At 68.0% G+C, this 23,299-nt stretch carries 22 protein-coding genes; 15 read left to right on the top strand and 7 right to left on the bottom strand.

Annotated elements, in window-relative coordinates:
- Nucleotides 1-2: 2 nt before the first annotated feature.
- The gene (locus tag DMB80_RS04105) at nt 3-419 is read right to left on the bottom strand and encodes a VOC family protein (RefSeq protein WP_111508659.1); all 417 of its coding nucleotides are present in this window, start codon (nt 417-419) and stop codon (nt 3-5) included.
- A 96-nt stretch (nt 420-515) separates the two neighbouring features.
- Nucleotides 516-1,697, bottom strand: a complete 1,182-nt coding sequence (locus DMB80_RS04100; protein WP_111508658.1) for a geranylgeranyl reductase family protein — start codon at nt 1,695-1,697, stop codon at nt 516-518.
- A 151-nt stretch (nt 1,698-1,848) separates the two neighbouring features.
- Here DMB80_RS04100 and DMB80_RS04095 point away from each other — a divergent pair, with 151 nt between their 5' ends.
- On the top strand, nt 1,849-2,586 hold the full coding sequence (locus DMB80_RS04095; RefSeq protein ID WP_111508657.1) for a TetR/AcrR family transcriptional regulator: 738 nt from the start codon (nt 1,849-1,851) through the stop codon (nt 2,584-2,586).
- A 136-nt stretch (nt 2,587-2,722) separates the two neighbouring features.
- A complete protein-coding gene (gene nrdF, locus DMB80_RS04090; protein ID WP_162938402.1) occupies nt 2,723-3,685 on the top strand; it encodes a class 1b ribonucleoside-diphosphate reductase subunit beta in 963 nt (320 codons plus the stop codon).
- Nucleotides 3,686-3,693: 8 nt separating this feature from the next.
- On the opposite strand, the gene DMB80_RS04085 is transcribed toward nrdF, so the two are convergent.
- Nucleotides 3,694-5,208: a GAF domain-containing sensor histidine kinase gene (locus DMB80_RS04085; RefSeq protein ID WP_111508655.1), complete on the bottom strand. Its 1,515-nt coding sequence runs from the start codon at nt 5,206-5,208 to the stop codon at nt 3,694-3,696.
- Nucleotides 5,209-5,280: 72 nt separating this feature from the next.
- On the opposite strand from DMB80_RS04085, the gene DMB80_RS04080 reads away from it, so the two are divergent.
- Nucleotides 5,281-5,661, top strand: coding sequence for a response regulator (locus DMB80_RS04080; protein WP_111508654.1), 381 nt, complete (start codon nt 5,281-5,283; stop codon nt 5,659-5,661).
- Here DMB80_RS04080 and DMB80_RS04075 read toward each other — a convergent pair.
- Entirely contained in the window at nt 5,643-6,296 is a 654-nt protein-coding gene (locus DMB80_RS04075; RefSeq protein WP_111508653.1) for a response regulator transcription factor, read from the bottom strand. The two genes, DMB80_RS04080 and DMB80_RS04075, sit on opposite strands and share 19 nt — an antisense overlap.
- Before the next feature lie 123 nt (nt 6,297-6,419).
- Between DMB80_RS04075 and DMB80_RS04070 the strand changes: the two genes are divergently transcribed.
- The 3 genes from DMB80_RS04070 to DMB80_RS04060 are packed head-to-tail and all read left to right on the top strand — an operon-like array spanning nt 6,420 to nt 10,110.
- Entirely contained in the window at nt 6,420-8,588 is a 2,169-nt protein-coding gene (locus tag DMB80_RS04070; protein ID WP_111508652.1) for a xanthine dehydrogenase family protein molybdopterin-binding subunit, read from the top strand.
- A complete protein-coding gene (locus DMB80_RS04065) occupies nt 8,585-9,121 on the top strand; it encodes a (2Fe-2S)-binding protein (protein ID WP_111508651.1) in 537 nt (178 codons plus the stop codon). Before DMB80_RS04070 ends, DMB80_RS04065 begins: the two co-directional genes overlap by 4 nt.
- Complete coding sequence (locus DMB80_RS04060; RefSeq protein ID WP_111508650.1) at nt 9,118-10,110, top strand: FAD binding domain-containing protein; 993 nt, start codon at nt 9,118-9,120, stop codon at nt 10,108-10,110. The genes DMB80_RS04065 and DMB80_RS04060 overlap by 4 nt, the downstream gene beginning before the upstream one ends.
- On the opposite strand, the gene DMB80_RS04055 is transcribed toward DMB80_RS04060, so the two are convergent.
- Nucleotides 10,107-11,702 (bottom strand): APC family permease, encoded by a 1,596-nt coding sequence (locus DMB80_RS04055; RefSeq protein WP_111508649.1) that lies wholly within the window; start codon nt 11,700-11,702, stop codon nt 10,107-10,109. The genes DMB80_RS04060 and DMB80_RS04055 overlap by 4 nt on opposite strands.
- Before the next feature lie 214 nt (nt 11,703-11,916).
- Between DMB80_RS04055 and DMB80_RS04050 the strand changes: the two genes are divergently transcribed.
- Entirely contained in the window at nt 11,917-12,243 is a 327-nt protein-coding gene (locus tag DMB80_RS04050; protein WP_240430993.1) for a DUF3349 domain-containing protein, read from the top strand.
- Nucleotides 12,244-12,249: 6 nt separating this feature from the next.
- On the opposite strand, the gene DMB80_RS04045 is transcribed toward DMB80_RS04050, so the two are convergent.
- Together DMB80_RS04045 and DMB80_RS04040 are read right to left on the bottom strand one after the other, a co-directional pair.
- The gene (locus tag DMB80_RS04045) at nt 12,250-13,296 is read right to left on the bottom strand and encodes an NAD(P)-dependent alcohol dehydrogenase (RefSeq protein WP_111508724.1); all 1,047 of its coding nucleotides are present in this window, start codon (nt 13,294-13,296) and stop codon (nt 12,250-12,252) included.
- A gap of 116 nt (nt 13,297-13,412) precedes the next feature.
- Nucleotides 13,413-14,078: a TetR/AcrR family transcriptional regulator gene (locus tag DMB80_RS04040; protein WP_111508723.1), complete on the bottom strand. Its 666-nt coding sequence runs from the start codon at nt 14,076-14,078 to the stop codon at nt 13,413-13,415.
- A gap of 218 nt (nt 14,079-14,296) precedes the next feature.
- Between DMB80_RS04040 and DMB80_RS04035 the strand changes: the two genes are divergently transcribed.
- The 8 genes from DMB80_RS04035 to DMB80_RS04000 are packed head-to-tail and all read left to right on the top strand — an operon-like array spanning nt 14,297 to nt 23,287.
- Complete coding sequence (locus DMB80_RS04035; RefSeq protein ID WP_111508647.1) at nt 14,297-16,306, top strand: dipeptide ABC transporter ATP-binding protein; 2,010 nt, start codon at nt 14,297-14,299, stop codon at nt 16,304-16,306.
- A complete protein-coding gene (locus DMB80_RS04030) occupies nt 16,306-17,190 on the top strand; it encodes an ABC transporter permease (protein ID WP_111508646.1) in 885 nt (294 codons plus the stop codon). The genes DMB80_RS04035 and DMB80_RS04030 overlap by 1 nt, the downstream gene beginning before the upstream one ends.
- Nucleotides 17,187-18,191 (top strand): ABC transporter permease, encoded by a 1,005-nt coding sequence (locus DMB80_RS04025; protein ID WP_111508645.1) that lies wholly within the window; start codon nt 17,187-17,189, stop codon nt 18,189-18,191. The genes DMB80_RS04030 and DMB80_RS04025 overlap by 4 nt, the downstream gene beginning before the upstream one ends.
- Nucleotides 18,192-18,839, top strand: a complete 648-nt coding sequence (locus DMB80_RS04020; RefSeq protein ID WP_111508644.1) for a cysteine hydrolase family protein — start codon at nt 18,192-18,194, stop codon at nt 18,837-18,839.
- On the top strand, nt 18,836-20,413 hold the full coding sequence (locus tag DMB80_RS04015; protein ID WP_111508643.1) for an ABC transporter substrate-binding protein: 1,578 nt from the start codon (nt 18,836-18,838) through the stop codon (nt 20,411-20,413). Before DMB80_RS04020 ends, DMB80_RS04015 begins: the two co-directional genes overlap by 4 nt.
- Nucleotides 20,413-21,240: an N-acyl homoserine lactonase family protein gene (locus tag DMB80_RS04010; RefSeq protein ID WP_111508642.1), complete on the top strand. Its 828-nt coding sequence runs from the start codon at nt 20,413-20,415 to the stop codon at nt 21,238-21,240. Before DMB80_RS04015 ends, DMB80_RS04010 begins: the two co-directional genes overlap by 1 nt.
- Nucleotides 21,237-22,538, top strand: coding sequence for an allantoinase AllB (allB, locus tag DMB80_RS04005; protein WP_240430992.1), 1,302 nt, complete (start codon nt 21,237-21,239; stop codon nt 22,536-22,538). Before DMB80_RS04010 ends, allB begins: the two co-directional genes overlap by 4 nt.
- Nucleotides 22,535-23,287 (top strand): aspartate/glutamate racemase family protein, encoded by a 753-nt coding sequence (locus DMB80_RS04000; RefSeq protein ID WP_111508641.1) that lies wholly within the window; start codon nt 22,535-22,537, stop codon nt 23,285-23,287. Before allB ends, DMB80_RS04000 begins: the two co-directional genes overlap by 4 nt.
- Nucleotides 23,288-23,299 lie beyond the last annotated feature (12 nt).

Raw genomic sequence — 23,299 nt, 5'->3', positions numbered from 1 at the left:
GCTCACATCGTCAGCGTGCCGTCCTCGTTGATCGTCCACGCCGGGTTCAGCGCCACCTCCCACACGTGACCGTCCGGGTCGGCGAAGTAGCCCGAATAGCCGCCCCAGAACACCCGCTCGGCGGGCTTGAGCAGCGTGGCACCTGCGGCGACGGCCTGCTCGAGGACGGCATCGACCTCGGCTTCCGAGCGCTGGTTGACCGCGATCGTGATGCCGCTGAACCGGCCGTCGACGGGATGGTGAGCGTCTTCGGCGAGATCGGCGCGGCCGAACAACGCCACCGCGATACCCGGCAGCTGATAGAACACCACGCCTTCGGGAGCGTCATGGGGCCGCCAGCCCAAACCGTCCTCGTAGAAGTGGCGGGCACGCGCGAGATCGTCGACACCGAGCGTGATCAGGCTGATGCGTTGCTCCATGGGGCGACCGTAGCGCCGACCCCCGACACCATACCGCCGGGTGTGGACTCTCACTCCAACACCCGGCGGGGCGCCGACGTTGCGGCGGGGTGGCTTCTAGTAGCTGTGCTGAGGCCCCTGTGCCTTCTTGTACAGCGACTTGAGCATCCGGTCGCGGAAGTGGGCGTTGTCGATCAGCTTGATGCCGGTGTTGGCGACCGCGGGGATGCCCGCGAGCTTGTGGAAGTACCTGCCTCGCTTGTACTCCCGGCCCCACGCGGCCTCCATGCGCTGGCCGTAGTTGGTGAAGTCGTCGGGCCCGCCGTTGGTGAGCGCGGCGATTGCGCACTCGCCCGCAGCCAGTCCGGATTCCAGCGCCTTCGAGATCCCTGCACCCGATGCCGGCTTGCCCGCACCCAGTGAATCGCCGGTGAACAACACGCCCGGGCGCCACGCCGGCCACGCCGTGAACCCCATGGGCAGCCGCCAGGCGCGCACGCTCTTGTTCTTCTTCAGCTCCTCGATGGGCGGCAGGTCCCATTCGCGGGGCAGCGTGCGCAGGAAGTCGCCCAGGAACTGGGTCGCGTTGATCGACTGCCAGTTCTTGTAGCTGTTGACGTAGCCCAGGCCGATGTTGAAGATGCCGTCGCCCATCGGGAAGACCCAGCCGTAGCCGGGCAGCTGGTCGCCCTGGAACTGCAGCTTCAGATAGATGTCGAGGCTGTCGGAGTCGGCGCGGTTGGCCGGCATCTCCGAGCGGATCGCGATGGCCGAGTAGCCGTTGTACTCGGAATCGATCTTCAGAGCCCGCTTGATGGGGGAGTAGGCGCCGTCCGCGGCGATCACCGCGTCGCCGTAGACCTTCTCGCCGCCCTTGAGGACCACGCCTATGACGCGGCCGTTGGCGTCGAGCTCGGGGCCGGCAACCTCGGCGCCCTGCCGCACCTCGGCACCCGCGGATTCGGCGTGCTTGAGCAGCGTCGTGTCGAGGTGCTCGCGGCTGACGGTGTGCCCGTGATTGGGCATGCCCGGACGTGTCGGGAACGACAGCTCCCAGCGGCTGGGGCTGAACACCGTCACCCGGTTGACGCGGTGATAGGTGGCCACCTCGTCAGCCAGCCCCATCTTCTGCAGGTAGCTCACCGCGCGCGCGGTCAGGCCGTCACCACAGGGCTTGGCCCGCGGGAACTGTGCCTTGTCGAGCACCACCACTTTCGCTCCGGTCTGGGCGGCCTGCCATGCGGCTGCCGATCCCGAAGGGCCCCCGCCTGCGATGACCAGGTCGTATCGCTGCGTCATATCTCTCGTCTCGTTGCGCGGCTGTCGCCCGAGATAGTACCGATTCTGCGGCCCGCCGCGCGGCGCGGCCGCGATGATGTGTTGGTGACGCCTGCGCCGCCGCGCGCGGTCAGGGCAGGTCAGCCGGGTGCCCACCGGGTAGAGTGACCGCGTGCGACGAGGGCCGAGAGGGCGCGCAGCCGATGAGCCGGGCGTCAAGGTGGACGCCCGCAGTGAACGCTGGCGCGAACATCGCAAGAAGGTGCGGTCCGAGATCGTCGACGCCGCTTTCCGGGCGATCGACCGACAGGGCCCCGAGGTGTCGCTGCGGGAGATCGCCGAAGAGGCCGGCACGGCCAAGCCGAAGATCTACCGGCACTTCACCGACAAGTCCGACTTGTTCCAGGCCATCGGTCAACGCATGCGGGACATGTTGTGGTCGGCCATCTTCCCGTCGATCGACGTCTCGACCGATCCGGCACACACGATCATCCGCCGGGCGGTGGAACAGTACGTCCGGCTCGTCGACGACCATCCGAACGTGATCCGGTTCCTGATGCATGGCCGGTTCGCCGAGAGCGAGTCGACGATCCGTGCGGTGAACGAGGGCCGCGACATCACGCTGGCGATGGCCGACATGTTCAGCCACGAGCTGCAGGACATGGAGCTCGACGGCGCAGCGTTCGAGCTGGCCGCGTTCGCCACGTTCGGGGCCGCGGCCTCGGCGACCGACTGGTGGCTGGGTACTGCGCAGGACACGCCGCGGCGGCTGCCGGCCGAGAGGTTCGTCGACTACCTGACCACGATCATGCTCGGCTCGATCAACGGCACCTGCGAGGTGCTGGGGATTCGGATCGACCCGGATCTGCCGCTGCACGAGGGCGTCACCCGGCGCGAACAGGTGGCCTGACCGCTCGCGACACGCACCACAACATGTTGCGTCGGAACCCGTTTCCGCACCCAAGAAGTTGTAGTGTCGGTGGCGGCCTGTAAAACAGCTCACACAGGCGAGAATCCGGCGAAATGGGGTCCAGGTGTCCGACGGAATTAAATTGATCGACCGCGTTTCTGCGATCAACTGGAACCGCCTGCAGGACGAGAAAGACGCCGAGGTCTGGGAACGCCTGACCGGCAACTTCTGGCTGCCCGAGAAGGTCCCGGTGTCCAACGACATCCCGTCCTGGGGCACGTTGAACGCCCACGAGAAGCAGCTCACGATGCGGGTCTTCACCGGTCTGACGTTGCTGGACACGATCCAGGGCACCGTCGGCGCGGTCAGCCTGATCCCCGATGCGCTCACCCCGCACGAAGAAGCGGTCTACACCAACATCGCGTTCATGGAGTCGGTGCACGCCAAGAGCTACAGCAACATCTTCTCCACCCTGTGCTCGACGGCCGAGATCGACGAGGCCTTCCGCTGGTCGGAAGAGAACCCGAATCTGCAGCGCAAGGCGCAGATCGTGATGGACTTCTACAAGGGCGACGACCCGCTCAAGCGCAAGGTCGCCTCGACGCTGCTGGAGAGCTTCCTGTTCTACTCCGGCTTCTACCTGCCCATGTACTGGTCGAGCCGCGCCAAGCTCACCAACACCGCTGACATGATCCGGCTGATCATCCGCGACGAGGCCGTGCACGGCTACTACATCGGCTACAAGTTCCAGAAGGGCCTGGCACTGGCCGACGAGGCCCGCAAGCAGGAGCTCAAGGACTACACCTACGAGTTGCTCTTCGAGCTCTACGACAACGAGGTCGAGTACACCCAGGATCTCTACGACGGTGTCGGCCTGTCCGAGGACGTCAAGAAGTTCCTGCGCTACAACGCCAACAAAGCGCTGATGAACCTCGGCTACGAGGCGCTGTTCCCCAAGGACGAGACCGACGTCAACCCGGCGATCCTGTCCGCGCTGAGCCCCAACGCCGACGAGAACCACGACTTCTTCTCCGGGTCGGGCTCCAGCTACGTCATCGGCAAGGCCGTCGTCACCGAGGACGAGGACTGGGACTTCTAGTAGCTCGGCTACTGTTCCGCGCGCTCGCCGACCGGAATGGTCGCCGTGATGCGGGTGCCCGCGCCTGGCTCACTCGCCACGGTCAGTGAGCCGGAGAGGGCCTCGACCCGGTCTCGAAGACCCATCAGTCCGGACCCGGTGCCCGCGGTGGCGCCGCCGACGCCGTCGTCACTGACGGACAGGTGCAGCGTCTCGCCATCGAGCGTCGCTTCGATCGTGGCGACCTCGGCCCTGGCGTGCTTGGCGGCGTTGGTCAGCGCTTCTGCCGCGCAGTAATAGGCGGCCACCTCGACTGATTCGGGGAGCCGTCGAGCCACCTCGACCGTCAGCTCGACCGGCACCGTCGAGCGGCGCGCCAGTGCCTTGAGGGCGGCAGGCAGGCCCCCTTTGGACAGCACGGCGGGATGCATACCGCGCGAGAGCTCCTGCAGATCCGAGTAGAGATCCGTCAGGCCCGCCACCGCCGTGGACAACTGCTCCCGCAACTCCTCGGTGCCGGCGGCCGCCTCCGCGGCGCGCAGCTGCAGGCTCAACGAGACGATCCGCTGCTGGGCCCCGTCATGCAGGTCGCGTTCGAAGCCCCGCCGGGCCTCGTCGGCAGCAGCGACGAGTCGTGCTCGTGACGCGGTCAGTTCGGCACGGGTTTCGGCGTTGGCGATGGCCGTACTGATCAGGTCGGCGAAATCTCCGATGTGGGCGTCGAGGTCCTCGGCGATGGCCTCGGAATCGAGACAGCCCACCAGGAGCGCACCGCGCACCTCGCCCCCGATCAATAGCGGGACACCCGTGGCCGATCGAACTCCCAACGCGCGCAACCGGTGTGCGATCGGACCCGTCGCCTCGTCGTAGTCGTCGATCCGAGCCGGTGCGCCGTCCCGGCGAATCCTGGTGCTGACGCTGTCGCCGGCCAAGGGCAGCCGCTCACCTGGCGTCAGGCTGGGCTTGGCGGGTCTGTCGCAGGCGGCGAGGACGACGCAGGTGTCGTCGGACTGGAAGTGCAGCAGAGTGACCTGATCAACGCCCAGGCTCCCGGCCAGTTCGTTGACTGCGACGGGGAAGATCTCGCCGAGGTCCGCGCCGCGCGCGACCAGGGTGGCGACGCGACGCAGCGCGGCTTGCTGCGAGGCCAGCGTGTCGGCCTGCCGTCGGCGTTGCTCGGCCTCGGCGGCTCGCACCCGCGCGTGCCCCACCAGAGCGTTGGTCAGCAGCGCCAGCGTCAGGAAGATCGCCAGCGCAGGGGCGAGGCTGTCGCGGCCCTCGAGGTGCAGATACGCATACACCGCCGCACTGGCCAAGGATGTCGCGACCGCGAGGCCGAAACCCCACCCGGCGGACACGACCAGCACTCCCAGCAGCAGCAGCGCGCCGAAGGCGTTCTCGGGTGCGACCCGTTTCAGCGCGAACACCGCGAGCACCTCGGCGACGAGGAATGCGCAGGCCACCACGATGCCCACACGGAGGGGACGGGCGTTGGGCCGCACGATCACGGTGAGCAGCCTCGTCGGAAGCGAACTCCAGGTCACCGGCCGATGGTAATGGCCAAGATTCCCGTTAACCGGAATGCCAACAGGTGATCGCGTAGGCACACTCGAAGGATGACTGGTCCGCGCTGCTTGATCGTCGACGACAGCGCCGACTTCCGCGCCGCCGCCCGGGTGGTGCTCGAACGCGGTGGTTTCACCGTGGTCGGCGTTGCCTCCGATGCTGCCGAGGCGGTGCAGTGCGCGCAGCAGCTGCACCCGGACGTCGCTCTTGTCGACGTGGATCTGGGCGCTGACAACGGATTCGACGTCGCGGAGCGCCTCGCCGATGTCGCGGTCATCTTGACCTCGACCCACGATGAGCAGGATTTCGCCGATCTGATCGACGCCAGCCGAGCGCTCGGCTTCGTGCCGAAGCTGGGCCTGTCTCCGGCGGCGCTGCTGGCCCTGCTGGGGCGAACGTCCCGGGAATCGGCTCAGCGCGACTCGAGATAGAGGATCACTGCTCGGACGCGACGGTGGTCGTCACCGGTCTCGGGCAGATCGAGCTTGGTCAGAATGCTCCGGACGTGCTTTTCCACGGTGCCCTCGGTCACCCACAGGCGACGGCCGATGCCGCCGTTGGACAGCCCCTCGGCCATCAGTGTGAGGACCTCGCGTTCGCGGGCGCTCAACGCGGCCAGCGGATCGTTGCGTTTGCGTGCGCCGACCAGTTCGGCCACCAGCGCCGGATCGACCACCGATGCGCCGTGGGCGACGCGGTGCACCGTGTCGATGAAGTCGTCGACGTCGGTGACACGCGTCTTGAGCAGGTACCCGATTCCGTGCCCGCCGGCGAGCAGCTCCATCGCGTGCTCGACATCGACATGGGCGGAGAGAACGACGATGCCGATGTCGGGCGCCTCGTCGCGAATCACCCGGGCCGCGTCGAGGCCCTCCGTCGTGTGGGTGGGTGGCATTCGGATGTCGACGAGAGCGAGGTCGGGTTTCTCGGTGCGGACCAGATCCAGCAGTGCCGAAGCGTCGCCGGCCTGACCGACGACGTCGATGCCCGAGCGCTGCAGCAGACTCGCCAGGCCTTCCCGCAACAGCACGTCGTCGTCGGCGACCACGACCCGAAGAGCGCCCATGGTCTGTCATTCTGACATCGACGAGGGGCTTGCGGGCCAGGTGCGGTCTGGGTGCTAGCCGGTAGCCGTGTTGTCGGGCCAGCACCGACGCGACCTCGGTGCAGATGCGCGAGACTGGTCGCCATGGCGCGTTCGATCGGTCGGCCCATCTCACGGGTCGAGGGAGTGGACAAGGTGACCGGCGCGGCGCGTTACACCGCCGACACGCCGATCGAGGACCCCGCGTTCGCGGTGCTGGTGCAGGCCCAGATCCCGCACGGTCGCATCACCACCGACTCGATGGCCGCCGCGGCCGCCCGAGCCGCGAGCGCGCCGGGGTCGATCTTCGTGTTGACCCCTCTCAATTGTCCAGTGCTGCACACACTCCCAGAAGACATGACGTGGGATCTGCCGCTGGAGCGGCGGCCCCCACTGTCGGATCTGACGGTTCAGCACGTGGGTCAGCATGTGGCGATGGTGGTGGCCGACTCGCCGGAGAACGCCACCTACGCCGCATCGCTGATGAGCTTCGACTACGAGGCGTCACCCGCCCAGCTGAGCGCGGGGCAGGTTCTGGCCGAGCCGGCTGTTCCCGACGCCGGATCGGTCCGCCACGGCGCCTACCGCCCCGATCACTTCGTCAAGCTCACCGAGGAGAAGTTGCAGGATCATCGGGGGCCGGCCACCGAGCCCGCCGGCGTCCGAATCGAGTCCACCTATCGGACGCCGATCAACACGCACTATCCGATCGAGCTGTCGGCGACGATCGCCCGCTGGGAGGGTGACGATCTCGTCATCCACGACTGCACCCGGTGGATCACCGGCGAACGGCGGGCTCTCGCAGCGTATCTGGGGATCGTCGAGGATCGGATTCGGATTCTCTCGCCGCTGGTCGGCGGCGCGTTCGGCAGCAAGAGCTTTCTGTGGATGCACGTAGTGTTGTGCGCGGTCGCCGCGCGCGAGGTCGGCCGACCGGTCAAGCTCGTGCTGACCCGTGACCAGATGTACACCTCGACCGGTCACCGGCCCCGCGCCGAGCAGACGATCCGGCTCGTGGCCGATGAGGCCGCCGCGATCGTCAGCACCGAACACCACACCCTGACCGAAACCTCGACCGTCGCGCACTTCTGTGAACCCGCCGGTTTGTCGACCCGGTTCCTCTACCGTTCGCCTCGGATGATCGTGTCGCACACGGTGGCTCGCATCAACGCACCCACTCCCTGTTTCATGCGGGGGCCGGGCGAGGCGCCCGGTCTGTTCGCGCTCGAGGTCGCGATGGACGAGCTGGCCGCGGCGACCGGCCAGGATCCGCTGCAGCTGCGGATGGCACATGTGACCGACCGCGACCAGACCAACGGGAGGCCGTGGTCGGCGGCCGATCTGACACTGTGTTATCAGACCGGGGCGCGCCGCTTCGGGTGGGACGACCGCCCGTCGGCGCCACGATCGTTGGTGCGCAACGGGGTTCAGGTCGGCTGGGGGATGGCGACGGCCACTTATCCGGGTCGGCGCATGCCGGCGAGCTGCAGTGTGGAGACGCTGCCCGACGGACACGTGCGGTTCAGCGCCGCCACCCACGAGGTGGGCACCGGTGTGCGCACCGTCATGACGCAGGTGGCCGCCGACACGACCGGCCTGCCGCTGGATCGCGTGAGCTTCCACTCCGGCGACTCGTACTTTCCCGACGCCCCCTACAGCGGGGCGTCGCAGACCACTGCAACGGTCGGGTCCGCGGTGTACGCAGCAGCCCGGGAATGGACACGCAGACTGGGCACACGGACATTCCCGACGGACGGCGCCGACCCCGAGCTGGCAGCGGAACTCACCTTCACGGTGACGAGCGGCGGCGCACCGGAGGCCGGCGCGGTCTCGCAGTCCTTCGGCGCGCACTTCTGCGAGGTCGAGGTCGACGAGATGCTGGGCCGCGCCACGGTGACCCGCTGGGTGGCGGTGATGGACTGCGGTCGAGTGCTCAACCCGAAGCTGGCGGCCAACCAGGTCATGGGCGGCATCACCTTCGGCGTCGGCATGGCGCTGCTCGAACAGGTACCCCACGACCCGACGACCGGCGCGCCGCTCGGCGAGTACTACGTACCGACTCACGCAGATCGGCCGGATTTCGACATCTCCTTCCTCGAGCATCCAGACCACGAACTCGATCCGATCGGTGTCCGCGGAATCGGGGAGATCGGCGTCTGCGGGGTACCCGCGGCCATCGCCAACGCCATTCACCATGCGATCGGAAAACGGCTGCGCACCTTACCGATCGTCTGCGAAGACCTGTTGGAACCCGACCGAGGAGGACAGTCGTGAGTCCTTGCGCCCATCACGTCCGGCTCACCGTCAACGGCGTCCGGCACGAGATCGACATCGACATCCGGTCGACCCTGCTCGACGTGCTGCGGGAGCGGCTGCTGCTCACCGGGACGAAGAAGGGCTGCGACCACGGGCTCTGTGGGGCGTGCACGGTCGAGGTGAACGGCCGGCGGGTGCTGAGCTGCCTGACACTGGCCGCCTCCATCGACGACGCCGGCGTGGACACGGTCGAGGGGATGGCCGACGGTGAGACGCCGACTGCGCTGCAGCAGGCATTCATCGACCACGACGGTTTCCAGTGTGGCTACTGCACACCGGGACAGCTGTGTTCGTCGCGAGCGCTGTTGCGTGAGTACGCCGCGGGAGATCTGTCGGCGGCGTCGTTCGAGGGGAGCCACGACGACGTGGTGTCCGGCCCGCCCCGGCTGAGCGAAGAGGAGATCCGAGAACGGATGGCAGGCAACATCTGTCGGTGCGGTGCCTATGCGAACATCGTCGCCGCGATCAGCAGCGTGCACGAGAACTCATGAAGACGTTCACCTACCACCGCGCGGTGACGCTCGACGATGCGGTCGGGCGTGCCGCAGGTGACGCGCGGTACTACGCCGGCGGCACCAATCTGCTCGACCTGATGAAGACCGGGGTCGAGAATCCTGACTCACTCGTCGACGTCGGTTCTCTGGACCTCGACTCGCTGCGTCCCACCGAGTCGGGTGGCCTGCTCATCGGCTCGGGGCTGTCCAACAGCGCGGTGGCCAACGATCCGCTGGTGCGGACGTCGTATCCGATGCTCTCTCAGGCCATTCTGTCGGGGGCGACCACGCAGATCCGCAACATGGCCACGGTCGGCGGGAACCTGATGCAGCGCACCCGCTGCCCGTACTTCATGGATCCCGGGCTCAGTGTCTGCAACAAGCGAGACCCGGGCTCCGGATGCGGTGCGGCGACAGGCGTGCACCGGGAGCACGCGATCTTCGGGGCCACGCCGGGGAGGCACACGTGCATCGCCGTGCACCCGTCCGACATGGCGGTGGCGCTGGCCGCTCTCGATGCCGTCGTGCACGTCACCGGGCCCGCAGGGTCACGATCGATCCCGATCGGCGACTTCTTCGCCCTGCCCGCTGATCAGCCGCAGCGTGACACCACCGTCGCACCTGGGGAACTGATCACCGCGGTCGAGTTGCCGCCCAGCACATTCGGCGAGCGCGGGTGGTATCTCAAGGTGCGCGATCGGCACAGCTACGCGTTCGCGCTCGTGTCGGTGGCCGCGGGCCTCGACATCGTCGACGGGGTGATCCGGTCGGCAGCCGTCGCGTTGGGCGGTGTAGCGGCCAAGCCATGGCGGGTACCGGCGGCCGAAGCGCAACTGGTCGGCACAGCGCCGGGGCCCGAGGTCTTCGCCGCGGCTGCGCGCGCCGCCGTGGCGGGCGCAGAGCCGCTGAGCCAGAACGCCTTCAAGGTGACGTTGGCGCACAACAGCGTCATCCGGGCGCTCACCCGCGCCGCGGCGCGCGCCTAACTGCGCTCGTGGGCGTCTTCCATGACGGTCCGGCCGATCTCGGCGTAGGTGTCGGGCCGCGCGGTGCGCAACCACAGCGCGTAGACGATGCCGATCACGAACACCGCGAGGATGAAGAACGGAGCGTTCTTGAACACCAGTGAGTTGGCGGCATAGCCCGCGGCGAAGGCACGGTTGTCCCACAGCAGCCAGACCACGTAACCCATCGCCACGCCGCCGAGCAGGGGGCACACCAGGGTGGTGATCACGTTACCGCGGTGCACCTTCCGCACCCAGAAGTACCAGATCACTGCGGCCGAGCAGATCGCCTGCACGAGAAGGATCGCGGCGGTGCCGATCAGTGCGAGCAGGCCATAGATGTTGACGTAGGGCACCAGGCTCGGCGTATCCACCGGCACGCCGTCGGCGTCGGGCACCTGCACGGCGGTGAACACCGCGAACAGCACCACGATCACCAGGGTGATGACGGCTTGCACCGCCGAGGAGATGTAGGGCGATCCGTGCTTGGGGTGCGCGGCGCCGAGCGTCGACTTGATTGCGCGAACCGGGATTTCGCGACCGAGGGCGAACAGGTAGCGCGACGCCGCATTGTGGAAGGCCAGCGCACAGGCGAACGAGCCGATCACCAGCAGGATCTTGTAGACGTCGAGCAGGAAACCGCCGAGGTTGCTCTGGACCAGGTTGAAGAACAGATCGAGTGGCGACGAACTGATCGAGGCCTCGACCGACGTCTTCGCGCCGTTGCCGGCCAGCACCATCGCAGAGATGAACGTGTAGAACAGGCCCAAGCCGATCACCGCGATCAGGGTGGCGCGCGGGATGATCTTCTTCGGATTGCGTGACTCCTCGCCGTAGACCGCGGTGGTCTCGAAACCCACCCAGGACCAGAACGCGAAGAACAGGCCGATGGCCATCGAGCCGGCGGCTGCGGCGGTGCCGAACGCACCTTCGGGCAGGCTCTCGAATGCGTTGTTGAGCAGCACCGTCTGATCCAGCATGAAGCCGTCGGGTCCGCCACCCTTGACGATCACCGTGAACGCCAACGCGAGCAGGATGAGGACTTCGGACACCAGCGTCACCCCGAGGATGGCCGCGGTGAGGCTGATGTGGAAATGGCAGAGCACGCCGATGACCGCGATCGCGGCGATCGCGAAGACCAGCCACGGAACATCAACGCCGGCAATGGTATTGACCGCGTCGTTGGCGAAGTACGCGCACCCGCCGATCAGAGAACCTTCGAAGACCACGTAGGCGAAGGTCGCCAGGAACCCGCTGGCCATGCCCCACACCTGCCCGAGGCCGTGCGAGATGAAGCCGTAGAACGCGCCGGTGGTCGTGATGTGCTTGGCCATCGCGACGTAACCCAGTGCGAACAACGTCAGGGCGATCGTGGCGAACAGGAACCCGGCCGGTGCGCCGAGGCCGTTGCCGAAACCCACGGCGATCGGCACGTTTCCGGTCATCGCGGTGATCGGTGCGGCGTTGGCGACCGCCATGAAGATGACCGCCACCATGCCGATCGCGCCCTTCTTCAACCCCGCCGGCGCAGCGGTGGTGGCTGCTGCGGATTCAGCTTCGGATTCGGTGGCCATCGCGTCTCCCGGAAACGTAAACAGTGCGAGAACGGCCCGCGCACAGGCGGACCGAACGACAGCGTCGCACTGTCTAGACCACGCGACAACCGGTGAAATGAAGTGTTTACACAGCGCCCAGCGATCTCACAGGTCGGCTGTGAACCAGACACCCCGCAGGGACTGGGGACCTTCGGACGTGGCACCGCAGGACGGGACGATTCAGACTGAGGGGGTGACCACCACGTCGTTGCTGCAGTCGATCCTCAACTGGTTACGCGCGGGCTACCCCGACGGGGTGCCCGGACCCGATCGCGTGCCGCTGCTGGCATTGCTGCGCGCCACACCGCTGACCGAGGAACAGATCACGGAGATCATCGCGCGGATCACAGCCCACGGGACACCGACTGATGCGGTGCTCGACCGCGACCACATCGCCGAGTTCATCTCGGAAGTCACTCACCACGACGCCGGGCCGGAGAACGTCGCACGTGTCGCCGCCCGTATGGCGGCAGCAGGCTGGCCGCTCGCCGGGACGGACCTCGGCGAGCGGCCGGACTGACGGGATTTACCTCAGGGTCGAAGTGTCGATGACGAAGCGATAGCGCACGTCGCTGGCCAGCACTCGCTCGTACGCCTCGTTGACGTACTCGGGCTGGACGACCTCGATCTCGGGCGCGACGTCGTGCTCGGCGCAGAAGTCGAGCATCTCCTGGGTCTCGGGGATACCACCGATCATGGAGCCGGACAGGCTGCGGCGCATGCCGGCGAGCGGGAACGGCGGAACCTCCATCGGCCGCTCGGGCATTCCGAGTTCGACCAATGTGCCGTCGCGCTTGAGCAGGCCGAGGTACGCGCCCAGGTCCAGATTCGCCGACACGGTGTTGAGGATCAGGTCGAACTTGCCCCGCAGCGCCTTGAAGGTGTCGTTGTCGCTGGTCGCGTAGTACTCGTCCGCGCCGAGGCGCAGACCGTCCTCCATCTTCTTCAGTGACTGGCTCAGCACGGTGACGTGGGCGCCCATCGCCTTGGCGAGCTTCACGCCCATGTGGCCCAGGCCGCCGAGGCCGATGATCGCGACGCTCTTGCCGGGGCCGGCCTCCCAGTGGCGCAGCGGGCTGAACAGCGTGATGCCCGCGCACAGCAGCGGGGCAGCCTTGTCCAGCGGAATGGACTCGGGGATGCGAAGGACGTAGTTCTCGTCGACGACGATCGCGCCGCTATAGCCGCCCTGGGTGGGTTCACCGTCGCGACCGACGGCGTTGTAGGTGCCGACCATGCCGGTGCCCGTGCAGTACTGCTGGAGCCCGTCCTTGCAGTTCTCGCACTCGCGGCAGGAGTCGACGAAACAGCCGACGCCGACGTGATCGCCGACCTTGTACTTGGTGACCTCGGAGCCGACCTCGGTGACGACACCGGCAATCTCGTGTCCCGGGACGACGGGGTAGTTGGGCTGACCCCATTCGGCCTTCACCGTGTGGATGTCCGAGTGGCAGATCCCGGCGAAATGAATGTCGAAGGCGACGTCGTGCGGGCCGACGTCGCGGCGGGTGATCGTGGTCTTGGTGAGCGGCTCGGTGGCCGAGGTGGCGGCGTATGCGGATACGGTGGTCAAAGTCTCATCCTCTTTCGTCTTCACAGCGTTTTTCGGGGCCCGCCCCGGCGGGCCGAGCAGTCCAACGTCGAGGATGCCCCGTATTCATCCATGCGCATACCTCGTGGTGAGAATCGTCACCGGTTGGCCGCGGTGAGCGCCTCCTGCGTGCGGTCGTGCAGCGCTGCCGGGTCGGCGATCCCGAGCACTCTCAGGCAGGCGTCGGCGACGTGGCCGGGCAGCCGCTGGCGCGCCACCCCTTCGGGCGTGGACCACATGTTCACCAGGGATTCGACGAGTCGGAACGGTAGATCGGCGGCCGCTGGATCGATCCCCGTGCCGGCCAGGATGCTCGCGCTCAGCTCCAGGTAGTGCCGGCGCAACCGTTCGCGTTCGGAGTAGAACGGTTCGAGCCGCGCGTCGCGCAGTTCCGGCAGCAGGTAGAGGGCGCCGAGATTCCACCGACCGCTGAGCAGCTGTCTGCCGTCGAAGACGGCCAGGGCGTGCAGCTGCTGAGCCTCGGTCATCGCCGGCTGGGCCTCCCGCAGGACGGAAATGATCGACAAGGTGGGGGAGACCGTCTGACTCAGCAGCGCGCACAGGATGTCGTCTTTGGTCTTGAAATAGTGGTACAGCGACGCCTGCCGGATGCCGACGGATTCGGCGATGTGGCGGGTGGACGTCGCGGCGTAGCCCTGGGTGGTGAACAGTTCGCCTGCGGCATCGAGGATTTCGTCGCGAGCGGTGACGCCAGGGCGGCGCTGGGACTGCAGCCGGGGTCGTCCGGCGCGGGTCAGCGGCATGACTTCATCGTGGCTCAGCACGAGCCGATTCGGTACCACCGTCCATATCTGTCACACGATAGAAACACGGGACACCCATCGGTTACCTCGGCCGTCAATTGGTTACTCCAGCGACACCCATCGGGCGCCCACGCCGAGAAAACTGTCGATTGACAGGCCGGCCGCGCATCGACGCGCTGCCGCCGACCCGAGACCCATCACCTTCCAGGAGCGTCCACGTGGGCAGCACCGCATCCACCGTCGCCGACACGGCAGCGGTCCCGGACGCGTCGGCGACCGGCGCCCCGGTGGCCACGGTCGCCGATCTTCATGTCACCTTCACCAGACGAGGGCGCGACGTGCACGCCCTGCGGGGCGTCTCGCTGGCGATCGCGCCGGGCGAAATCCTCGGGCTGGTAGGCGAATCGGGGTCGGGCAAGAGCGTGCTCGGCTTCAGCATGCTCGGGCTGCTCGCCGACGGTGCGCGAGTCCAGGGCCGGGTCCGCGTCGCCGAATCGGACATGCTGCCCGGGATGCCCGGGTTCGACCCAAAGAATCTGCGCAAGGTGCGTCGGCTCGATCTCGGCGCGGTCTTCCAGGACCCGATGACCTCGTTGAACCCGACGATGCGGATCGGCAAGCAGGTCGAAGAGGTCGCCGGCAGCTCCGCCGAGGCGCTTCGGCTGCTCACCGCGGTCGGTATCCCCGACCCGCAGTCCCGGATGCGCGCCTACCCGCATCAACTGTCGGGCGGTCTACGGCAGCGCGTGATGATCGCGATCGCGATCGCGGGCAACCCCGAGCTCGTCATCGCCGACGAGCCCACGACGGCCCTCGACGTCACCGTGCAGGCACAGGTGCTGGCTCTTCTGCAGCGGCTGCGCGATGAGATCGGGTGCAGCATCGTGCTCATCACCCACGATCTCGGGGTCGCCGCACAGATCGCCGACCGCATCGCGGTGCTCTACGCCGGCCGCATCGCCGAGATCGGGCCCACCGCAGAGGTTCTCGACGCGCCGGCGCATCCCTACACGGCCGGTCTGCTCGGCTCGCGGCTGACGCTGCAGACGGAGCGAGACCGCAAGCTCGCGGCGCTGGCGGGCTCGGTGCCCAGCGCTGCCGCCCCGCTTCCCGGCTGCGCATTCGTCCCCCGATGTGCACTCGCCGCGCCCGAATGCGAGCTGACCCCGCCGGATCCCGTCGCGGTCGGACCGGGCCGGGTCAGCGCCTGTGTGCGAACCCCCGACCAGGTCACCGACGAGTACAGCAAGACGGTCGAACCCGACGACGAGGACACCCGGTCCGAGGCGACGATTCAGGAGGACGGCCCGGGCGCTGTCGACCTGCGCGACGTGACGAAGACGTTCACCGTGGCGCGCCGGTGGCTCGACCGCACCGCCGGTGCGGGCAAGCTCCAGGCGTTGCGCGGCGTGTCACTGCGGGTGGCGCAGGGCGAGTCGGTGGCGCTGGTGGGGGAGAGCGGGTCCGGGAAGTCCACCCTGCTGCGGGTCATCGCGGGCCTGGAGAAGGCGACGTCGGGCTCAGTGGCGCTGGCGGACGGTCAGCGCCCGCAGATGGTGTTCCAGGACGCAGGCGCATCGCTGACGCCGTGGCTGTCGGTCGGCGAGATCATCGGTGAACGGGTCAGGAAGGGCTCGCGCGCCCAGCGTCGCGCCGCGGTGGCCGAGGTTCTCGAGCGCGTCGGACTGCCCGCAGACATCGCCACCGCCCGTGCCGGCCAACTCTCGGGCGGTCAGCGCCAGCGCGTCGCGCTGGCGCGGGCCACCGTGATCCCGCCCTCGGTGCTGCTGTGCGACGAGCCGACCAGCGCACTGGATGTCTCGCTCGCCGCATCGGTGCTCAATCTCATCGGCGACCTGCGCCGCTCGCTGAACATGTCGGTGCTGTTCGTCACCCACGATCTCGCGGTGGCGCGCGTGGTCGCCGACCGTATCGCGGTGATGTACCTGGGCCGCATCGTCGAGGTCGGCCACGCCGACGAGGTGATCAGCCGTCCGGCTCATCCCTACACCCAGGCGCTGGTCGCTTCGATTCCTGATCTCGGCCGCGAATTGCGTTCTCTGTCAGGTGAACCGGCGAGCCCACTGGCGCCGCCGGACGGCTGTGCGTTCCATCCGCGCTGCCCGATCGCGATCGACGCGTGCGGTGACCCCGGCCTCGACGTCCGGCTCGAAGGCCGTCCCGGCAGCGCGCACCGCGTCGCCTGTATCGAAAGGCGGGCCCACTGATGGCAATGGCGGTGCCAGGTGTGACGACTGTCGGTTCTCGGCGGCAGCGCGGTTCGCTGCGCCTCGTGCGCATGCCCGCGACGACGCTGCCGCTGGTGAACTGGATCGGGTTCGCGTCGATCTTCGTCGTGACCGCGCTGGCGCTCGCGGTGCCGGTGCTGGCGCCGCACGACCCCTTGCTGCCGGTCAGCTTGCCGCTGCAAGCGCCGGGCAGCAACGGGTTCCTGCTGGGCACCGACAGCATTGGCCGCGACATCCTGTCGCGGGTGCTCTACGGCGCTCGCTCCAGCTGGTTCGCCGCCCTGGTCGTCGTCGCAGTCGGATTGCTCATCGGCGGGCTGATCGGCTTGATAGCCGGCGCGACCGGTGGGTGGCTCGACACCGTGCTCATGCGCATCACCGACGCGTTCCTCTCGCTACCTGCCCCCGTCTTGGCGATCGCCGTGGTCGCCGCGCTCGGGCCGGGCTTCGTCCACACGCTGATCGCCGTGTCGATCGTGTGGTGGCCCTTCTACGCACGACTCGTCCGGGGAGAGGTGGCCCGATTGGCGGCCCGCCCGCACGTGGAGGCCGCAAAACTGGCGGGGGTCAACCCGATTCGGCTGGCCATCCGGCACCTGCTGCCCGGCGCACTGCCGAACAGTCTGGTCGCCGCGAGCCTCGACATCGGCACGCTGATCCTGACGCTGGCGGCACTGTCCTTCCTCGGGCTCGGTCAGGCCGCGCCGGCCCCTGAACTCGGTGCCGACTCCGCGCGCAATCTGAGTTATTTCCTGCAGCAGTGGTGGATTCCGGTGATGCCCGGCCTGGCCGTGCTCGTGCTGGCTCTTGTGGGGAACATCGCAGGCGACTGCCTGCGCAACCTGATGAAGGACCGCGCATGAAGACGTTCGTGATGACGCGGGTCGCGGCGATGTTCGCGATCCTGGTCGCGTTGACCGGGGTGATGTTCCTGCTGCAGCACATCTCGCCGCTGGACCCGGTGAAGGCGCAGATGGGTGCCCAAGCCTCCGGTGCAGCCGTCGCTGCGCGCCGGGAGGAGCTGGGCCTCAACGACCCTGTGCTGGTGCAGTTCTGGCACTATCTGACCGGCGCCGCGACCGGTGATCTCGGTACGTCCTATCGGACCAGACATGATGTGCTGTCGGATCTCGGCACGTTCTTCCCGGCCACGCTGGAACTGGCGATGTTCGGTCTGGCCATCGCGTTGGTGCTCGCAGCCCTGCTCGCATTCAGCACCACGCTCAAATGGCCCGGCGCGCAGGTGTTGCGTGCTGTCCTGTTCACCAGCTCGTCGGCGCCGATGTTCCTGCTCGGCATCCTCGGCCTCCTCGTGTTCTACAAGACGCTCGGCTGGGTGCCGGCCAATGGCCGCACCGCGCTCGGCGACGTCCCGGACGGACCGACAGGTCTGCTGACGGTCGACGGGCTGCTGCACGGACGGTTCGACGTCGTCGGTGACGCGCTGCACCACCTCCTGTTGCCGGCTGTGGTCATCGCGCTCGGCCCCGCCGTGGCGATCGGACGGGTGCTGCGCAGCAGCCTGCTCGACGACATCGACAGCGACTACGCCAGGACGGCTCGCGCCAAAGGCCTGTCGGAGACCCAGATCATGGCCCGCCATGTGCTGCGCAACTGCGTCGGCGCCGCGCTGTCGATGACCGGATTGCAGATCGGACTGATGTTCTCCGGTGTGCTGGTGGTCGAGCAGGTGTTCGGCTGGCCGGGCATCGGCCAGTACATCGCCCAGAGCATCCCCGTCGCGGACTTTCCCGCCATCGCCGGCGTCACGCTCATGCTCGGCGCCCTCTATGTCGTCATCAACACGGCCGTGGACCTGCTCCAGGCCGCCGCAGACCCCCGCATCGCAGTCACAGGAGGATAGGTGCCGAAACAGCCACTGATCGTGGGCAACCCAGTGCTCGTCGTCGTCGACATGCAGGAGGCCGGCGGTATGCCCGCCGAGGAGGTGGGCATCGAACACATGCCCGGCTACGACGACCGCGTCGCCCGCGCCCAACGCATGATCGACGCCGCCCGCGCGGCCGGCATCCCCATCGTGTTCTTCCAGGAGGTGCACCGCCCCAGCGGCATCGACTTCGGCCGGGAACTCGACGGTGTGGAGGGTGAGCACTGCGTGGACGGCCGCCCGGGCACCCCGCTGCACCCCGCCCTGCTGCCCGACCTCGACGGGCCCAATCACGAGTTCCACATCGTCAAGCGCCGCTACTCCGGCTTCATCGGCACGGAGTTCGAGATCGTGCTCTCCGGACTGAAGGCCGACACGCTGATCCTCGTCGGTGGCCTCACCGACGTCTGCGTGCACTACACGTTCGCCGACGCCCACCAGCGCGACTTCTACGTGCGCGTGGTGACCGACTGCGTGGGTGGCTCGACGCAGTACCGCCACGACGCCGCGCTCGACGCGATGGAGTACCTGCAGACCGGTGCCATGCGCACCACCGAGGAGATCCTCGACGCCTTCACCGAGATCGGTGCGGCGACAAACGTTTTGGAAGGAGCGGCACGATGAGCCGACGTCTGAGGTTCGGTGCTGCCCTGGCAGCCGTCGTGCTGACCCTGAGTGCCTGCGGCGGTTCGGATTCCGGCGGCAGTACACCCAGTGCGGCGCCCACCGACAAGGTCCTGCACCTGTCGTTCCTGCAGGACATCGGCCAGCCGCCGGACCCCGACATCTTCTACGCCGGCCAGGGCCTGCTGCTGACCACGAACACCTACGAAGGCCTGCTGCAGTACAAGGGCGGCACCGAGAAGCCCGAATTCGAGCCGCTGCTGGCCACCAAGTGGACGGTCTCGCCGGACAACCGGGTGTACACGTTCCAACTGCGCCAGGGCGTCAAGTTCCACGATGGGACACCCTTCACGTCGGCCGCGGTCAAGGCCTCCTTCGACCGGCGGGCCGCGGTCAACCAGGGGCCGGCGTACATGGTCTCCGACATCGAGTCCGTCACCACCCAGGGCGACTACGACGTCACCGTCACGCTCAAGGCGCCCAACTCGGCGTTCCTCGACTATCTGGCCTGCCCGTACGGGCCGAGGATGCTCAGCCCCGAGGGGCTGCAGAAGAATGCGGGCGCCGACAACGCGCAGACCTACCTCACCACCCATGATCTGGGCACCGGTCCGTACACGCTGACGGCCGCCGAGGTCGGCTCGAAGTACGAGCTGACCTCGTTCGGGGACTACTGGGGTGCCAAGCCCTACTTCGAGAAGGTCGAGATGCCGGTGATCACCGACGTCTCGGCACAACAGCTGCAGTTCAACAACGGTCAGCTCGCCGCGATCCTGCACGATCTGCCCTCGTCGGCGGTGCAGTCCTACCTCGACAACAAGGCGTTCACCAATTACTCGCTGCCGACCATGATGTCGAACTTCGTGTACATCAACCCCAAGAAGGGAATGATGACCGACGCGAAGAACCGCAACGCTGTGATGCAAGCCGTCGACGTGGACGAGCTGGTGAAGCAGACCTATTTCGGCCGCGGGAAGAAAGCCGAGCAGATCTACCCGCCGAACGTCATGGAGGCGCAGTACGCCAAGCAGTCGGTGACCCACGATCCGTCGGTGCTGTCCGGCATCGCCGCGGGCCTGCCTGCCGACCAGAAGGCCGTCACCATCGGCTACGACTCGTCCAACCCGGACAACCAGCTGATCAGCAATCTGCTCCAAACCCAGCTGGCCGCGGCCGGTCTGACCGCCAAGGTGCAGGCGTACCCGACCTCGGAGATCTACGGCTGGATCGGCGGTGACGGGCAGGCGGCGCCGGAGATCATGACCTACCTCGGGTGGCCCGACGCACCGTCGCCCTACACCTGGGGCCACATCTCCTGGGATGCCGACGGCGGTCTGAACTTCTTCGGGTGCTCCTCGCCGGGGATCGCCGATGCGCTGGCCAAGGGCCTGCCCACCGGAGCGGACGCCGACTTCTCCACCGCCGGTGAGGAAGCGGTGAAGACGGGCTGCTGGCTCAACGTCGCCGACGTCAACGATTTCATGGTGGCTCAGCCGTGGCTCAAGGGTGTCGAAGCGGCGCACGTCGTGACCAATCCCAACTCGCTACGCCTGGCTGCGTTGTCGGTCGGCTGATGGCGACGCTGGTGCGCCGCAGTGGCGTTCGGCGCATCGTGCTGCTGACGCTCGGATGGGAGGAACTGCCGAAGTCGGTGTCGGTGCACGGTGCACCCGACGACATCCGGTTGCGGGAACCGGTCCCCGGTGTGCTGTTGCAGACCGACGGCGGGTGGGTCCTGCTCGACACCGGCTTCAACACCGCGCTGATCCGCGATCCCCATCTGCGGCGCCGCTACTACCCGAGTGTCGAGTACCAGCCCATCCTCCCTGGGCTGGGGGAGCCGATCGAGGAGTCGTTGGCCGACATCGGAATCGACGTCGACGACATCCGGGTGGTGGCGGTGTCGCACCTGCACACCGATCACGCCGGCGGGCTGAAGCTGTTCGCCGGCAAGGTGCCGGTGCACGCCCAGCGGCGTGAGGTGGAGTACGGGTTGGCCAATCATCCAGAGCCCGAGCGGCACGCCATCTTCCGCGTGGACTTCGATGACCCGTCGATCGACTGGCAGCTCGCCGACGGCGAAGCCGACATCGCCCCCGGGATCACCGCGGTCCCCACCTACGGGCACACCCCGGGGCATCAGAGCTTCGTCGTCGAACTGGACGAGTCGGTCGGCGGGGGTGGCTACGTCTTCGCCTTCGACGCGGCCGACCTGACCGAGAACATCGAACACGAGTTGGCCATCGGGGGTTTCATCGACGTCGATCCCGCCGACACGGTGGAACCCATCAGACGGCTCAAGAGACTGGCCGATGAGAAGGGTTATCCGCTGATCCCCGGCCATGATCCGCACGTCTGGCCGGAGATGACACAGCACTTCCACGAACGGTTCGCGCGGTGATCGATCTGGTGCTGCGGGCCGACCGGGCGCTGATCGACGGCGGCATCCGCCCGGCAGCGGTGGCCGTCGCGCGGGGGGCCGTCGTCGACGTCGGGGCCCACGACGCCGCCTACGACGCCCGCGCCGAGGTGACGGTACCCGCCGGCGCCGTGCTGCTGCCGGGGTTCGTCGACAGCCATGTCCACGTCAGCGACCCCGGCCCCGACTGGGAAGGCTTCGCCACCGCGACCGAGGCCGCCGCCCGCGGCGGCATCACGACGCTGGTCGACATGCCGCTGGATTCGTTGCCGGTGACCACGACCGTCGCCGCGTTGGACGCGAAAAAAGCTGCGGCACAGGGTCGGTGCCGCGTTTCGGTCGGATACTGGGGTGGCGTGGTCCCGGAGAACCTCGGCGCGTTGCGGCCGCTGGCGAACGCCGGCGTGCGTGGCTTCAAGTGTTTCCTCGCCGACTCCGGCAACCCCCACTTCGGTCATCTCACGCCCCACGAGTTCGCCGCCGCCGCCCGCGAGATCGCCGACCTCGGATCGGTGTTGCTTGTGCACGCGGAGGATCACACTGTCCTCACCCGGAGCACACCGCCGTCGGGACGGTCCTACCAGTCGTTCCTGGCGTCCCGTCCGGCAGCCGCCGAGGTCGACGCGGTCGCCCTGGCGGTCGAGGTGGCGCGCGACACGGGAGCCCGCGTCCACATCGTCCATGTGTCGAGCGCCGAGGCGGTGCAGGTCCTGGCCGCTGCCAAGGCGGACGGTGTGACCGTGACGGCCGAGACATGCCCGCACTATCTAACGTTCGCCACCGACGACGTCCCGGTCGGCGGTACACAGTTCGCGGCCTGCCCGCCGATCCGGTCCGAGGACGATCGGGACGCGCTGTGGGCGGGCCTGGCCGCCGGAGTCCTCGACATGGTGGTCTCGGACCACTCACCCTGCGCGCCAGATCTCAAAGGCGCCGGCGACTTCGGAGCCGCATACGGAGGGATCAGCTCACTGCAGGTGAGCCCTCGCGCCGTCTGGACACAGGCCGCGTCACGGGGTTTCGGTGTGGCGGAGCTGAGCCGGTGGATGTCGGAGCGCCCGGCGCGGCTGGCGGGCTGGACGGACCGTGGCCGCATCGCAGTCGGCGCCCGGGCGGACCTGTGCGAGTTCGATCCCGATGCCACCGAACAGGTGGTGGCAGCGCGCCTGCGGCACCGGCACCCACTGACCCCCTACGACGGCATGGTGCTGCGCGGTCGTGTCCACCGGACGTGGGTGGAGGGCAGGACTGTCTACGAGGCGCTCGGGGTGGCGGCGTGAGACTGCTCGTCCTGAACCCCAACACGTCGGCGTCGATGGGCGCTGAGATCGCATCGTCTGCGGTCGCCGCCGCTGGTCCGGACACCGAGATCATCTGTCGCAGTGCGCCGTTCGGGTCGGTGGCCATCGACTCTGCGGGGGAGAGCTATGTGTCGGCTGTCGCGGTGATGGACGTCGTCGCGACCCTGCAGGCGGCGGGGGAGTTCGACTTCGACGCCGTCGTACTCGCAGGATTCGGCGAGCACGGCCGCGATGCCCTGGCCGAGATGCTGACGGTCCCGGTGTTCGACATCGCCGAGTGCGCGGCCCACGTGGCCCACCTGATCGGGCGCCGGTTCTCGGTCATCACGACGTTGGCCAGATCGATCGCGCCGATCCAGGATCGGCTGCTGCTGGCCGGTCTGGACGCGCACTGCGCCTCCGTGCGGGCCTGCGGTCTGGGCACCGCGGAGGTGGACGCCGACCCCGAAGGCGCGGTTCGGGCCATCGTCGCCGAGGCGGTGCGCGCCGTCACCGAGGACGGCGCCGACGTGATCTGTCTCGGCTGTGCGGGCATGGCGGGGGTGACCGCGGCGATCGCCGACGACGTCGGAGTGCCCGCCGTCGACGGTGTCGCCGCGGCCGTCGCGCTGGCCCAGGCGATCGTCGGGCTGGGGCTCTCGACCAGTAAAGCCGGCGTGTACGCGCCCGGACCGGCCAACGCGCGCAGCCACTGGCCGCTGTCGGCGGCGCTGGGGCTCGGCTCGTGACAGGCGCTTGTG

This window comes from Mycobacterium kyogaense, assembly GCF_003254575.1.
Taxonomy (GTDB): Bacteria; Actinomycetota; Actinomycetes; order Mycobacteriales; family Mycobacteriaceae; genus Mycobacterium; species Mycobacterium kyogaense.
This window is presented reverse-complemented; position numbering and strand designations above follow the sequence as displayed.